13 protein-coding genes are annotated in these 14,682 nt (G+C 61.0%); 5 read left to right on the forward strand and 8 right to left on the reverse strand.

What is annotated here, in order from left to right; genetic code table 11:
- Nucleotides 1-35: 35 nt before the first annotated feature.
- The 3 genes from GQ59_RS18185 to GQ59_RS18195 are packed head-to-tail and all read right to left on the reverse strand — an operon-like array spanning nucleotide 36 to nucleotide 3,549.
- On the reverse strand, nucleotides 36-1,601 hold the full coding sequence (locus GQ59_RS18185) for an ABC transporter substrate-binding protein (protein WP_037083769.1): 1,566 nt from the start codon (nucleotides 1,599-1,601) through the stop codon (nucleotides 36-38).
- 58 nt (nucleotides 1,602-1,659) lie between these two features.
- Nucleotides 1,660-2,061 (reverse strand): nuclear transport factor 2 family protein, encoded by a 402-nt coding sequence (locus GQ59_RS18190; RefSeq protein WP_037083770.1) that lies wholly within the window; start codon nucleotides 2,059-2,061, stop codon nucleotides 1,660-1,662.
- A 45-nt stretch (nucleotides 2,062-2,106) separates the two neighbouring features.
- Nucleotides 2,107-3,549: an NAD-dependent succinate-semialdehyde dehydrogenase gene (locus GQ59_RS18195; protein ID WP_037083771.1), complete on the reverse strand. Its 1,443-nt coding sequence runs from the start codon at nucleotides 3,547-3,549 to the stop codon at nucleotides 2,107-2,109.
- A 380-nt stretch (nucleotides 3,550-3,929) separates the two neighbouring features.
- On the opposite strand from GQ59_RS18195, the gene GQ59_RS18200 reads away from it, so the two are divergent.
- Complete coding sequence (locus GQ59_RS18200) at nucleotides 3,930-4,715, forward strand: IclR family transcriptional regulator domain-containing protein (protein WP_037083772.1); 786 nt, start codon at nucleotides 3,930-3,932, stop codon at nucleotides 4,713-4,715.
- 68 nt (nucleotides 4,716-4,783) lie between these two features.
- Here the strand turns inward: GQ59_RS18200 and GQ59_RS18205 are convergent, their stop codons facing one another.
- Nucleotides 4,784-6,031 carry a threonine/serine exporter family protein gene (locus tag GQ59_RS18205; protein WP_037083773.1) on the reverse strand — a complete coding sequence of 416 codons (1,248 nt, stop codon included), beginning with the start codon at nucleotides 6,029-6,031 and terminating at the stop codon, nucleotides 4,784-4,786.
- A 661-nt stretch (nucleotides 6,032-6,692) separates the two neighbouring features.
- Here GQ59_RS18205 and GQ59_RS18210 point away from each other — a divergent pair.
- Together GQ59_RS18210 and GQ59_RS18215 are read left to right on the forward strand one after the other, a co-directional pair.
- Nucleotides 6,693-7,499, forward strand: coding sequence for a hypothetical protein (locus GQ59_RS18210; RefSeq protein WP_037083774.1), 807 nt, complete (start codon nucleotides 6,693-6,695; stop codon nucleotides 7,497-7,499).
- Nucleotides 7,500-7,961: 462 nt separating this feature from the next.
- Nucleotides 7,962-8,201 (forward strand): hypothetical protein, encoded by a 240-nt coding sequence (locus tag GQ59_RS18215; RefSeq protein WP_037083775.1) that lies wholly within the window; start codon nucleotides 7,962-7,964, stop codon nucleotides 8,199-8,201.
- 649 nt (nucleotides 8,202-8,850) lie between these two features.
- On the opposite strand, the gene GQ59_RS18220 is transcribed toward GQ59_RS18215, so the two are convergent.
- From GQ59_RS18220 to GQ59_RS18235, 4 genes are all read right to left on the reverse strand, one after another.
- Nucleotides 8,851-9,078 (reverse strand): hypothetical protein, encoded by a 228-nt coding sequence (locus GQ59_RS18220; protein ID WP_037083776.1) that lies wholly within the window; start codon nucleotides 9,076-9,078, stop codon nucleotides 8,851-8,853.
- Between the two features lie 84 nt (nucleotides 9,079-9,162).
- A complete protein-coding gene (locus GQ59_RS18225; RefSeq protein WP_037083777.1) occupies nucleotides 9,163-9,393 on the reverse strand; it encodes a hypothetical protein in 231 nt (76 codons plus the stop codon).
- A gap of 299 nt (nucleotides 9,394-9,692) precedes the next feature.
- Nucleotides 9,693-10,487, reverse strand: coding sequence for a molybdate ABC transporter substrate-binding protein (gene modA, locus GQ59_RS18230; RefSeq protein ID WP_037083778.1), 795 nt, complete (start codon nucleotides 10,485-10,487; stop codon nucleotides 9,693-9,695).
- A gap of 338 nt (nucleotides 10,488-10,825) precedes the next feature.
- Nucleotides 10,826-11,800 carry an aldo/keto reductase gene (locus GQ59_RS18235; protein ID WP_037083780.1) on the reverse strand — a complete coding sequence of 325 codons (975 nt, stop codon included), beginning with the start codon at nucleotides 11,798-11,800 and terminating at the stop codon, nucleotides 10,826-10,828.
- A 181-nt stretch (nucleotides 11,801-11,981) separates the two neighbouring features.
- Between GQ59_RS18235 and GQ59_RS18240 the strand changes: the two genes are divergently transcribed.
- Both GQ59_RS18240 and GQ59_RS18245 read left to right on the forward strand, forming a co-directional pair.
- On the forward strand, nucleotides 11,982-13,019 hold the full coding sequence (locus tag GQ59_RS18240; protein ID WP_037083781.1) for a GntR family transcriptional regulator: 1,038 nt from the start codon (nucleotides 11,982-11,984) through the stop codon (nucleotides 13,017-13,019).
- A 46-nt stretch (nucleotides 13,020-13,065) separates the two neighbouring features.
- A complete protein-coding gene (locus GQ59_RS18245) occupies nucleotides 13,066-14,601 on the forward strand; it encodes an ABC transporter substrate-binding protein (protein WP_037083783.1) in 1,536 nt (511 codons plus the stop codon).
- The last annotated feature ends 81 nt before the right edge of the window (nucleotides 14,602-14,682 follow it).

Here is a 14,682-nt window from a genome sequence, read left to right on the forward strand (position 1 = left end):
CCCCGGCCTTGTCGCGGCCGGGGGCTCCCGGTACTTCACTGGCTTTTCTTGATGTTCCAGAAGATGGCGGCAGGTGCTTTGAGCCAACCGGACACCCTGTCGTTCCGGTAGGCACCGAATACATTGTAGATGCCCATCGGCACGAAGTGAGCCTGATCGACGATCCGCTTGGAAATCTGGTCGGCGATCCGCTTTGCCTGTTCGGGAGATCCCGCGACCTCGTAGGCCCGTCGCATCGTTTCAAGCTCTGGATCGCACATCCAGCCGACGAATGCTTTCTCGCAGGATGCGTCGGTGAAGATGTTGTACATCGGGTTGGGGACGTTCGACATGAGGCTGACGGTGAAGAAGATGTTCCAGCCGCCGTTGCCAGCAGGCCCGCGGTTGTTTCTCCGGACGAAGTAGGTTTGGGAATCCATCGACTGCACGTCGATCTTGAACCCGACATTGGTGAGCACGTTGCTCAAGACCGGGGCCATCTTGTTCGATGAGATCAGATCCGTCTGGTGAAGGACGGCGACCGGAGCGCCGTTGTACCCCGACTGTTTCAGGAGCGCTTTCGCTTTGGGCAGGTCAGGCTTTAGCAGGAGGTCACCGTAGGGCCCTTTCTCTCCCACCTCGCACCCGAGGGGATCGTTACAGGGGCGGAAAAAGCGGGGATCGCCGTGCTGGGCTGTCATGAACATGTCCTGCTGGATCGCGCTCATCACCGCGCGACGCGCTTCGACGTTGTTGAACGGCGGCTGCAGGTGGTTGAACCGCAGCACGCTCTGAAGTCCAGCCTCGTTCCACTGGAAGAGCTTGATGTCCTTCTTGGATTCGACGACCGGGAAGAGATCCGGCTGAAGCGCCTCGATGATGTCGACTTCGCCGGCGACGAGAGCGTTCACCGCAGTGAACTGGTCTGGCATCGTGACCCATTCCACCCGGTCGACGTAAGCCACCTTCCCGCCGGAGAATGCTGACGGCGGCTCGCTGCGGGGTTTGTAGTCTTCGTTCTTGAGGTAGACGATCCGCTCCCCGGGCTTCCACTCGCCGAGTGCGAGCTTGAACGGGCCCGAGCCGATGTACTCCTTGATCTGCTCCGTGGCCGGAGTGGCTGCAACGCGCGCGGGCATGATGAACGGCACGTTCGCGTCGCCCTTCCCCAGCACTTCGATGACATGGCCGAACGGAGCGTTGAGGACGATCTGGAACGTCTTCTCGTCGACGACCTTGATGTCCTTCATGAAAGCCGCGAGGGCGCGGCCGGCTCTGTCGACAGAAGCCCACCGCTTGATGGACGGGACCACGTCAGCGGTCGTGACCGCAGCGCCGTCGTGCCACTTGAGACCGTCCCTCAACGTGATCGTGTAGGTAAGGCGATCGTCGCTGAGCGTGTAGCCCTCCGCCATCTGCGGACGGACTACTCCCTTCTCGTCTTCAGCGAAAAGCGTGTCATAGATCATGTAGCCGTGGTTTCGGCTGATGTAGTTGGTGGACCAAGTCGGGTCGAGGATCTTGGGGTCTGCGTGTGCCACGACTTTGAGCGTGGCGGCAGCCGCGGAGCCAATCGAGACCGCAGAGAAAACCGCGGCCGAAAGAAGAAGTCTTCTCAGCATATCATTGCCCTCTGGATTGTTATCGAGGGATGCGTGAGGCCACACATCCCTCGCGCTGTTATTTTACGTCTTTGATAAAGGTGTCCTTGCAGAGCACTTCGGTGCCGCGGAACGTGTAGATGTCGAGCCCGAGCCAGTCGAGCTTTTCGCCCGACTTCGTCGTGGCGGTCCGCCGCCACTGAGCGACGATCTTGTTACCCGAGAAGATCGGCTCCGCCGATTCAGTCCAAGCGACGTCCGGAGTGTCGGCGAAGAGCTTCGCGAAGTAGCCGGCGATCGCCTCGTGGCCTTGGTAGACGTCGCCCATGGGCACCTGCCCGCGGCCGTTGATAAACGAGCCGTCCGCGCAGAAACGGGCTGCGATCTTATGCGGGTCGCGCGTGGCAAACGCCTCTTTCATTAGCAGCCGACCTTCCTTGGCCGCGGCTTCAGCATCCTTGAGTTCCATTTCAGTCGCCATTTCGATTCCTTTCTTCGGATGGCAGTTGCTCGTTGACGCGAAGCTCTAGGCAAAGGCTTCGCTGGTATACTTGTTCACCATGTAGCCCTGGAGCCCTTCGATCCCGCCTTCGGAACCGAACCCGCTTTCCTTGATCCCTCCGAAGGGGGTTTCGGCAACGGTGATGGAGTATTGGTTGACCCCGAACATCGCGACTTCGACGTTCGAAGCAACCTCGTGAGCCGTCTTGTGAGATCGGGTGAAGGCATAGGCCGCCAAACCGTAAGGCAGCCGGTTTGCCTCGACCACCGCATCTTCGACGGACTTGAACGGAGCCATCAGCGCGATGGGGGAGAACGGCTCCTCGTTCATCAACCTGGCATCTGCGGGCAGATCGGAGATGACGGTGGGGTTCCAAAAATAGCCGGAGTTACGCTCCGACGGACCGCCGGCGCGAACGCGCGCGCCCTTTTTCACAGCGTCGTCGACCAGCTCGGCGGTTGCGGACAGACGCCGCTTGTTCGCCATCGGCCCCACCTCCGTCTGGCCATCGAGACCGTTGCCGACGTTCAGCGCCTTGGTGCGTTCGACGAACCCGTCGACGAACCGGTCGTAGACGCCTTCCTGAACCAGGAACCGTGTCGGCGCGAGGCAGACCTGCCCGGCGTTGCGGTACTTCGCCTTAACGGACAGGTCGATGATGCCGTCAACATCGGCGTCGTCGAATATCATCACGGGCGCGTGTCCTCCGAGTTCCAGCGTAATCGGCTTGATCTGGTCGGCAGCCAGGCGGCCTAACAAGCGGCCCACCGGGAGAGAGCCCGTGAACGAAATCTTCCTGATATGCGGGGAAGCGATCAGGCGCTCCGATATCTCCGGAGGATTTCCGAACAGGACGTTCACGACTCCCTTTGGAAGCCCTGCGTCGTGGAGCGCCCTAACGATGGCCAGGGCCGTCGACGGGCACTCTTCGGCAGGCTTGATGATGCAGACGCATCCTGCCGCCAGCGATGCGGCGATCTTCCGCGTCGGGGTGATCGCCGGGAAGTTCCAGGGCGCAAAGGCCGCGACAGGTCCGATCGGCTCACGGTAGACAGTCTGGCGAGCGCCAGCGCTTCGCGCCGGAATGGTGCGGCCATAGGCGCGCTTTCCCTCTTCCGCGAACCATTCGAAGTAGTCGGCCGCCGTGTAGACCTCGTAGTGGGACTCGTGAAGGGGCTTGCCTTCCTCGAGCGTCAGCTGACGCTTGATGTGCTCCCCGCGTTCGCGGATTAGATCTGCAGCTCTCTTGAGTACGGCCGCGCGCGCCAAAGGCGTCATCTTGCTCCACACGCGGTAGCCGCTGGAGGCGCTTTCGATAGCCATCTCGATCTGCTCGCTTGACGCGAGAGGCACCTCTCCAAGCAGCTCGAAGGTCGCGGGGTTGAAGACGGGCGACGAACCGCCGCCGCCGGAAAGCCACTCCCCGTGGATGTAGAGCTTCAGTTCGTCATAGCCATCAGCAGTCATGTCTAAAATCCGCCTATCTTGGTCTCGTATTTAATCGTTGGTGCCAAATATCGCACAAGGCAGCTATATGACGCACACATCGTGCGTTTATTGTCTTCATATTGTCAATAGGGGAAAAAGCTGTTAAGAATTTTTAATGCTGAACTGCAGTCGCTCCCCCATTGAAGGTGCGCTCGCGTGCCAGCGAAGCCCTGCGTCCTCATGAACCGGCGGCGGCGTAGCCGGGACAAGAGCGACGCGTGGCTCGCGTATTCAAGGAGATTAGGCCCTGAGGCCCGATGAATGCGATTAGCCTGCGATGGTCACGAACGATCGGCGAGCCGATCTTCGTGACGTCGCGACAAAAGTGATTTTACCCGAAGGCAAAACAGGATTAACCGGTGGAAAAAGCTGACACTGACCAACAGAAACCCGGATACAACTACGTTCAGTCGCTCGCCAGGGGCCTGAACATAATCAAGTCCTTTAACTTCGCCAGGAAAGAGCAGAGCCTGTCGGACATCGCGGAGTACACGAAGCTCGACCGGGCCGTCGTGCGCCGCAACCTCCTGACCTTGATCAACCTTGGCTACATAGTCGGCAAAGGCGGCAAATACGCTCTCACTCCGAGAGTGCTTGATCTCGGCTTCGCCTACATAAACTCGTCGTCGATCTTCAATCTGTCACAAGGCGTCATCGACCGGCTCGTCAGCCAGTCCAGTCACTCCTGCTCCATCGCGATCCTCGACGACTGCGACGTCCTGCATCTGAAGACGTCATCGGTTCACCACACTTCTTTCGCGAGCGCGCGAGCGGGCATCCGGGTTCCCGCATACTGCACGTCGATGGGGAGAGTTCTTTTCTCCCAGTTCGACGACGAGAAGGTGCGCCAGCTATTGCTGCGGTCGGACATCAAGAAGCTCACCAGCAAAACGCTTACGGACATTCCTGCCATCGAGGATGAAGTGCGGCGGGCCAGGGATAAGGGCTGGAGTTTCGTATTCGGAGAGATGGAGCATGACCTGCTGGCGCTTTCGGTACCGATCACCAATGCCGACGGCATGATGTCAGCCGTGCTCAACATGAGCGCCTACGGCGAGAAGATCGATCATCAGGCTTTCATCGACGACAACCTCGAAAGCATGCGTCGAGCCGCGCGAGAAATCGGGATACTCATCAACGCCTAGAGCATCGCGAAGGACGCGGCGCTTTCGCTTCCGGTGGATCCAAAGCGCCGATTCACTCCGCCATTTCCTCACCTGCGCCGGCCGTCCTGCGCCGGTCCCGAGAAAGCGAGAACCAGACCGATAGCGATCGCCGACGTCGTCACTATCGTCGTGATGATCAGCGAAAGCATCGTGGCGACCAGCGCTGGTGACGCTTCGGCTCCTTGAGCCATGATCTGCAGGCCGGCAATGCCGGCTCTGAAGCCGTAGGAGCCGGGGATCAGCGCCACGACGCCCGGGAACGCGAAAGCGACCGCCGGCACGTCATGGATCTGCGCTCCGAGCCGGGCGATGAGCCCGGCGGACAACGCCCCCAGAAGTGAGCTGATAGGCAGCGCGAGGCCGGCATGTTCGAACAGCGTGCGCAGGCCGTGGCTGGTCATGCCCGCAATCACGCAGAAACAGATGGCCTTCGGCGGCACGTTGAATAGGAGGGCGAAACCCACTGCGGCGAGGCCCGCGAAAAGCAGATCCTCCGGGACCTGCAGACTTCCGGGAGCGGCGTTGACAGGTAGAACTGCGCCCGTGACGAAGCTGACCGTAAAGAGCGCGAACCCTATCGCGAGGACGGTGGCGATGCCCGTCGTCAGTCGAGCAACGCCGTTCCCGGCATACCCCGATGTGACCTCGCGCACTCCGTTTATGAGCGGAACCCCCGGCACGAGGATCATGCCTGCGGCAGTCAACGCGAGAACTGGTGACTCATCCGGATAGAACCGCAAGACGATTACGGCTGTCAATCCGCTGAGGATGGCAACGACGAAGGCGTCGCCGAACTGGTTTGACCATACCGACGGCATCCACCTGCGAAGCAGCGCGCTGACCAGGCCGGAAACCAGCGACGCGGCGACAACCGCCCACGTCGCGCCGAACAGCTTGGTCAGAGCAGCGGTCGTGACCGTCACTCCAAGAACGACGAGGCCCACCGGGTAACGGCCCCGCGAAGCCTCGATATCGTCAAGTCGACCTTCGATCGCATCCGCGTCAAGCTCGCCGAGCTTTACCTCCTCGAGGAGCTCGTTCACCGCAGTCAGCCTGCCCATGTTGACCGAAGGCGACGAGAACGCTTGTCCGACCTTGGTGCAGAACTGCTCATTAGTGCCGACGGTGACGAGGACGGCCTCGGAAGTGACCAGCACATGAGCGGCATGACCCATGTCTCCCGCGACGCCGGCCACCGCGCGCGAGACATGCTGGCTGTCCGCGCCGTTGACGAAGAGAACGCGGCCGATGCGAGCCGCCAGATGAGCCGCTCTCGAAGGTTCTAGGAGCGCCATTCCGTTGTGGTCCTCTGTTATTTTTTTCATAGCGGGTCGCTGACTGTGGGTTCGGTCGGCGCGCGGGCGAGACAATCGCGGCTAGCCGAGGTTCTTCTCGGATTTCAGCGGACCCATTGGGGCCCCGACCTAACGGTGGCTTAGCGGCGCGAGCCTCAACGTTCCGGAGGATGTCCAGGCACGGCGGGATCCGGCCCCCTTCGCGGAGAACGGAAGACGTGAGGGATAGGGGATCGCTGCCGGGAAAGCTCTCTTCAAGAGCTTCGTCGAACGCGTTCTCGCCATCAGGCGCAGACGGCTGCCCAGCGCGCGGTGAGCCCAGGTGCCGGGTTTGCCCGTCGTCGTCTAGCCCGTGCATGTTGTCTCCTTTCGGCCTTCAGTCGTCGGTCTTCGCCTCGGTTATGCGGCTTATGCGGCTTTCGCCCAGGCCCGTATTGTAGATTTCGCGGGTAGCGTTGGCCGCCCCGACCCGCATGGCAGTTCGTGGAGTTCTTCAGGCTCCTGGCTACCTCTGGATTGTGAACGTCCTGACATCGACATGCGATGCCGCGCGCTGCCGTTGGAGCGCTGCGCGTTCGGCCGGACGGCAATCGATTGTGATTTGATCTGAAAGCAATCTCGGGTTGTATGTGACATGTGCTTGGGATTGGGGGATTTCAAAATGTACAAGAATGCTGCCTTCGTCGGCGTCGGCTTGCTTGTCATCTGCGCCGGGTGCAGCACCTTGCCCAAGGCGAACAAGGTCGAGGCTTTCGGCGCTGCGGTCAGCCGGGGCGGGACGATCTTCGAGGCGACCGTCGAAACCAACCGCACATACGCTTTGGCGATCGGCAAACGAACAGCAAGCGGAAAGCTATTTGCGGAACGGAAACTTCCAGGTGTCCGAGGTTCCGAGGTTCCGTGCTGCCTCGCCGACGACGACAAGGACGTCGCGCGGATGCCTGGCACCCGCAGGTATCTCAGGTCGATCTGGCTGGTGACTTCAGTCGTCTCCTGCAGTCGTCACGAACGGCGTCTGCAGCAGCCACAGGTTCATGGGTCCAACTTGAACTGCCCGGACATCGCCGCAGTGCTTGGCGCGGTCGATCTGCGTGGTGCCGAGGACGCCGTGGCCGGATCGCCGCCTTTCCGTTCGGACTTCGACGAATTCGTCGCGGAACGGATTTCCGGACAGCGGTCGCACGGAGACGTCCTGGACAGGGTATCGCTCTCGACGGCGATCGACCTGTGCCAGCTTTTCGGGATGGCCAGTCGCATCGGACAGCGCTTCCGCGGGGTCGCGCCGCACGAGCTGAGCCTCGCCTCCAACGCGGGCTATCTCGCCCTCAGGCGGGGCGAAGCGGGCGTCGGCGAGGTCCTGCGGCAGCTGGCAGCGCAGCATCCGCCGAGGTCGCGCTGCGGCGCCCACGGCCTTTACGGCAAGCTTTACGCCTATCTCCACGTTTCGGGATCGCGGCGCGGAGTATGACGCCATCAGGACGCCGTCCGCGAGCGGACCGTCAAGGCGGTGCCGCTGTCCGGAAAGGGCGCGTCTTCGGGCCGACCGAGGACATGGGATGGATGACTTTCAAAACTGTCGCTTCCGAGACCGGGCCGAGGGAACCGTCCGCAAGTTCCTCGAGCGCAAGGGAATTCTCGAGGCCTGAAAGAAACCCGGCCTCATCGATTCCGCCAGGGCGCTGGCCGCCGTCGAGCCGCTGGCCGGGACTGTCGAGCTCCCGCAGGCTGCCAGTATCCTCGGCTGGACGCGGGACGAATGCCTGCGGCTCGCGCGGGAAGGAATTCTGTTTCCGGAGGTCGAGAGGACGAAACTCAAGCGGGGCTTGCGCCAGCGGTATTCGCTGTCGTCGATCCGGGAACAGAAGTCGAGCCGCTGCCTGTAGCCGTTGCGCACTGCCCTGTTCGCCTTTCTGGGCACCACCGAGAGGTATTGAAGGCTGTCTTCTCCGGCAAGCTTCGCCGCATCGCTTATGCCGAAACCGGGTCGCTTCTGGACGGTCTTCTCGTGGATCAGGGCGAATTCAGGGAAGCGCTGTTCGGGAGAAACTGGAACGCGGCTTCGGCGTGCGCGAGGTTCAATATTCGCCGCGATACCCTGTCCTGGCTCGTGAAGCAAGGTACTCCGCAGCGTGAGAGAGAACAGCTTCCTGTTCTCCAGCGGGACGCTTGAGTATTTCGAAGAGCGCTACATGGCCGCGGGCAGTTCGGCAGGAAGCATGGCCTGCATCATAAGTCAGTGGACGCACTTGCCCGCCAATACGGCGGAACCCCCGCGTCCCCCCACTCGGAGATCGGTTGCCTGATCGTCCACCGATCGGACGCGGAACGCATGGTCCCGAAGCCTACCTAGCAAGCTCGAGACCGTGCCAATCCGGCCAGCTTCGACGCTCGCAGATTAACCGCCTTCTCCGAGAATTCCAAAATGAACCCGATGGTGACTTGGTGAGAGGTCTACAGTGGAAGCGCCACCGAACGGGTTGCCGTCGTCCAGCAAGGTGCCTTCATTAGTTTAACCCTCGCCCCTGCGGGACTGTCAGCATCTGAATCCACAAGGGAATATTAAACGATATCAGCGGCTTACTGCCTGAGACATCTTTCACTGAACTTTAGTCTTCAGCGGAAGATTTCCTATCCGTAAGCCATTGATTTCATTCGATCCGGAATGTCATCTCGCTTGACTTCCTACAAAAGTTACTGTTTTTTCTCAAAAACGCGGTGGGAGAGCGCCGGTTCTACCGCTGCTCTCCCTTCACCATCGCATTCACAAGGTGGTTTGCTGAACGAAGGCCCCTGAAGCCTCGGTTTTCATGCGCGACGGATTAGCGGTTGTCGCGGGTCGTGTTGCCGAAGATCGACTGGCTTTCCTGGCGATCGTTGTCGCGGATCTGGATGCTGCCGGTGCGGACACCGTCTACATTGCCGCCGTCGACCCGAGCGGAAGCGTGCGTCTTGGAGGTACCTTCATAATAGTCGCCCTCGGCGAGAGCCGAGCCTGCGAAGGAAGCTGCGGCAATCATGGCGGCGATAGCGGAGATGGAAGTCTTCATTGTCCTATTCCTTTCAGAGTTCGTCCGGGGCTCAAGTTTGCGACCTGCCTGCCGGACGATTTCGGTATCTTGAATGAGCTGCCGTTAGCGATTGTCGCGGCTTTCATGCTTGAAGATCGGCTGGCCGCCGCGGTTGTCGTCGGCGCGAACCTGATCGATGCTGCCGGTCCGGACATTGTCGATCTTGTCGTTGGTCTGTATCGCGGCCTGTCCCTTGGTCGCACCCTGATAATAATCGCCTTCCGCAAGGGCGACGCCGGCGAAGGAAGCCGAAGCGATCATGGCGGCGGCAAAAGTGGAGAGAATGGTTTTCATTGTCGTATTCCTTAGTTTGCTAAACGGGGCCGTTTGGGAGCCGGCGCCCGCTCGGTGATATTGCGGAAGCGCGTTGTCTGCTTCCGGTCATGGAGATGGGTAAGCCCGATCGAGGTCGCTAGGGCACGATTTCCAAACGGAATGTTCGGGATTCGAGAACAAACGATCGCGTGAGACCGGTTGAAATCGAGAATCGGACCGGGGTGGGCGGATAGGCTCGCCTTTGAGAACGGCCCGACCGGAAACGAAAAACAGCCCGGAAGGGGCCGTTTCGATGCGCGTTGCCGGAGTGCTTGTGGCTACTCCAGAACCGTAAAACCTTCCTTTTCGAAGAACGGCGCTGCCTTGGCGGATTTCAGATAGTCGAGATAGGCGGGCGCATCCTTGGACTTCGATTCCGACAGGATGGCGATCGGATAGATGATCGACGGGTGGGTGTCGGCCGGGAACGTACCGACGATGGCGACACCCGGATCGGCCGCCGCGTCCGTCTGGTAGACGATGCCGTAAGGCGCTTCGCCGCGCGAGACGAAAGCGAGTGCTGCGCGGACGCTTTCGGCACTTGCCACGCTCTTTTCCACCGACGACCAGAGCCCAAGTTTTTCGAGCGAGGCCCTGCCGTATTTGCCGGCCGGAACCGCGTTCGGCTCACCCATGGCGAGCCTGCCGCCCTTGAGCAGGCCTGCGAGATCGAGGCCCGGCCTGATATCGACCGGCTTGGCGGCGTCCTTGGCGGCGACCAGCACGATGCGGTTGCCGAGCCAGTTGAACCTGGTCTCTTGCCTCACGAGCTTCTTGTCGGAGAGATATTTCATCCAGTCGAGGTCGGCCGAAATGAAGATGTCGGCCGGCGCGCCGTTTTCGATCTGCCTGGCGAGCGCGGAACTTGCGGCATAGGAAACGGTGACCTGCCCCCCACCCTGGGTCGCCCATGCCTTGTTGGCGTTGTCGAGCGCGTTCTTCATGCTGGCTGCTGCAAAGACGGTGACTTTTTCCTGCGCCGCGGCAGGAGCAGCCAACGCGGCGAGCGATACGAAGGCGGCTGCCACCGACGTTGCTGCGTAGCTGATCCAGGAATGACGATCAATGTTCATGACTTCCTCTCCAATCCTTGAGCGAGATATCCCTTTGGATATCTCGCTTGCGAGGTTTTTGCCAGCGTGGATATCCTGATCGGTTGGTGGGCAGGCTCATCGTGGGTGAAGACTTCCCGCGAGCAGGTGATCATATCCGAAGGTGGCGATACCCGTGTCCCGATCCCGGCTGATATCTTCCAGCGATTGAGCAAGGGGCGTGGTGCCGGGTGCCGATCTTCGCGTGAGCCTGACGAGCGTGCACGCAAGACGCACCGCGTCGAGCACAAACGATAGACATGCCAAGTTGACGACACGGAAATAGCTGGCAACTTCGCCCTTGTTGAACCTATCAGCGGCTAGACGTGGCCGGCAATCGGCTTCGGCAGATAGTCACGCTCGAGGTCAGCGACATCCTCGGGGGAGAGGCTGATCTCCAACGCCTTCACGGCATCCTCGAACTGCGCCGGCTTCGAGATGCCGACGATCGGTGCAGTCACCGCCGTGCGGCTCGCGACCCAGGCATAGGCGACCTGCGCCATCGGTCTGTCATGGCGCTTCGCCACCGCCTTGAGGGCGGTGATCACCGCATCGTCGGCAGCCTGCGTCTGGTCGTAAAGGGCTCGCGCCGTCCCGTCGGTCTGGCCGCGCGTGGTTTCACCCGCAGCCCGTCCGGCCAGCCGGCCACGGGCAAGCGGACTCCAGGGCACGACGCCCACACCTTCGCTGAGGCATAGAGGCAGCATTTCACGCTCTTCTTCACGATAGATGAGATTGTAGTGCGGCTGCATCGAGACGAATTGCGCCCAGCCATTCTGCCGCTGCAGCCCGATCGCCTTCATGAACTGCCAGGCATGCATGGAGGACGCGCCGAGGTAACGGACCTTGCCAGCCCGCACGACGTCGTTCAGAGCCTCCAGCGTCTCTTCGAGAGGCGTACCGTAGTCGAACCGGTGCAACTGGTAGAGGTCGATATGATCGGTGCCGAGGCGCTTGAGGCTGCCGTCGACCGCGTCGAGGATATGCTTGCGTGACAGGCCGCGGTCGTTGATATCGCTGCTCATCGGATGGAAAAGCTTCGTCGCGATCACAAGCTTGTGGCGGGGAACGAGGTCCAGCAACACCCTGCCGGTGATCTCCTCGCTCTTGCCGAGAGAATACATGTCCGCCGTGTCGAAGAAGTTGATGCCGAGATCGACCGCCTGGCGGAGGATCTTGGCACTGTCTTCGAAACCCAGCACCCAAGGCGCCCATTCGCTCGATCCGAAGGTCATGCAGCCGAGCGCAAGGCGCGAGACCTTCAGGCCAGACCGACCAAGATTGACATAATCCATTGATACACCTCACCCTTCAAGAAGGACCGCCGGCAGAGCGGTCCCCTTAGGGAAAGCTATATAACTGAAGCCTTTCGAGGCATTCAATTGCTCTGCCGCGAAAATATGCAAATTTTTGTCGAAGGGATTGCCATTGGCGTATCCCATGTTACGGTGGGTGTATCAAACGAGTGATACACAGATGTTCACCATCGATGCCTCCAGCATCGACCGGTCCCTCCCGGTTCCGGTCGGCAAGCAGCTCTACGGACTGCTGGCCTACATGCTGTCCTTTGGCGACATGCCGAAGGGCGTGAAACTGCAGTCGGTGCGTCAGCTGGCCGCCGAACTGGACATCGCGCCGATGACGGTGGCCGAAGTCTACAAACAGCTCCGGGCCGAGGGGCTGGTGGAGATCCGGGCTGGTCTCGGGGCTTTTACCGTCTATGAGCCGAACCGGCAGATCGGTCGCGGGGCGCCGGCGAACGTGCTGAGCGCGGATATCGACAGTCTGCTCGAAAAGGCTGAACGGCTGGGGATTTCGCCGGTCACGCTCGCCTCCATGGTCCAGGCCCAGGCGCGGCTGAGGAAACCGCGGGTTCATCTGAACATCGTCTTCGTCGGCATCTTCGAGGCGCCGGCGCGCGACTATGTCGAGCAGATCCGCCCGACGCTTGCGGCAAACGACGTCATCAGCCTGGTCACCGCCGATCAGGTGCGCGACAGCGCCGAAGTCCGCGAGCAGTGCCGCAATGCCGACCTCGTGCTGACCTTCGTCCATCGCGAGGTGGAGATCCGCGGTTTTGTGCCGGAAGCCAATATCCTGGCGATCCGCTTCATCCCGTCGGAGCGGACACGGCAGTCGCTTGCACTTCTCGATCCGCGCACCCGGGTTGCCGCTGTCACGCAGCTGAAGGACTACATCGCCATCATGCGTCCGAGTGTGCGCGAGTTCGCGCCGCATATTTCAGACATTACTGTCGCATGGTCCTATGCCGACGATCTCGCCGACATCATCGCCCGCTGTGATGTCGTCATCTACGCCTCCGGCGCCGATCACGTCGCCGATCTCGCCGGGCCGAACAAACGCTGTTTCGAATACCGCCATTCGCCCGATCCCGGTGTGCTTGAGAACCTTCTTGCGCCGGCACTTGCCGAACTGCGCCACAACAAGATCAAGGACGGCGAGGCGCCGGCCAGGGTTTCCGAACTCGCATCTCGGAGGACCAAGACCCGCTGATACGAGCAACGCTTTGAATGAACCAAAACCAATAAGGGGAACAGACATGAGCAAAGCACTATCGATCACAGCCACGTTCCTGCTTGCAGGACTTTCCTTCGCCGCCCTTTCGTCCGCGCATGCCGCGACCGTCACCATCGGGACAGACGTCGATGCCGGCACGCTGGACCCGCGCCTTGCCCGCGACACGACCGCCTACCGCGTCATCGATCTCATCTATTCCGGTCTGATCCATACGACACCGAGCCTGGAAGCGAAGCCGGATCTCGCCGAAAGCTGGGAAACCCCCAACCCGACGACCTGGATCTTCAAGCTCCGCCCGAACTTGAAATTCTCGGACGGCAGCCCGCTGACGGCCGCTGACGTCGTCTTCACCTTCAGCTCGATCCTGAACAAGGATTTCAACGCGCCGATGCGGGCGCTCTATACGCCGATTTCGGCCGTGGAAGCGGTCGATCCTCAGACGGTGAAATTCACGCTTTCGGCACCCTATGCACCGCTGCTCAGCTATCTCGACATCGGCATCGTTTCAAAGGCGCTGGTCGAAGGCGGCACGGACATTGCACTGAAACCGGTCGGCGCAGGCCCGATGAAATTCGCCTCCTGGACGCGCGGCAGCGCCATCCAGCTCGAGCCCAATCCAAATTATTGGGGCGAGAAGCCGAAGGCCGACAAGGTCAACATCAAGATCATCGGCGACGGCTCGGCCCGCGCCCAGGCCTTCGAAGCCGGCGACCTCGACATTATCCAGTCGCCGCTGGCACCGCAGGACATCAAGCGGCTGCAGGCGGACAAGCGTTTCGGCGCCGTCGTTCAGCCGGGCCTCGGCGTGACTTACATCAACTTCAACACCAAGGATCCGTTGCTTTCCAGCCCGAAGATGCGGCAGGCCTTCTCGATGCTGATCGACCAGAAAACGATCGTCAACGACATCTACCAGGGTGTCGACGCAGTGGCTTCCTCGATAGTCCTTCCCTCGTCCTGGGCCTATTCGAAGGACATCAAGCAGCCGGGCTTCGACGTCGAGGGTGCCAAGAAGCTCTTCAAGGAAGAAGGCTGGGCGGACACCAATGGCGACGGCATCCTCGACAAGGGCGGCAAGCCGCTGAGCATCGTTCTGTCCACCCATAGCGAAGACAGCAACCGCGTCCAGACGGTCGAATTCATGCAGGCGAATTTCCAGGCCGCGGGCGTCGATGCCAAGACGCAGGTCAGCGACTGGCCGTCCTTCTCCACCAATTACGTGCAGAAGAGCCAGCACCAGATCGCGCTGCTCGGCTGGCTGAACATCGTCGATCCGGACCGTCTCCTGTTCGCCCAGCTGACCACCGGCGGCTCGACCAACTGGGGCGGATATTCCAATCCGGCAGTCGATGATCTCCTGAAGCAGGGCCGTTCGGCAACCACCCAGGCGGATCGCACCGCAGCCTACCAGAAGGCCGCAACGCTGCTGGCGAGCGACCTGCCCTATTACATCGTCTCCTACCAGGGCTATCAGCTCTTCTACTCGAAGAAACTGCCCTTCGAGGTGCAGGCGACCTCGCGCGGCAACATGCGCGGCATGATCGGCCTCAAGGACTGATGCTCAGACTGCGGGCCGGCCAATCTGGGTATCGGAGGCCGGCCCGCGTCATGCCGAAATTGCAGTTCCCTTAGCGTGTTC

The sequence above is a fragment of the Neorhizobium vignae genome (genome assembly GCF_000732195.1).
GTDB lineage: Bacteria > Pseudomonadota > Alphaproteobacteria > Rhizobiales > Rhizobiaceae > Neorhizobium > Neorhizobium vignae.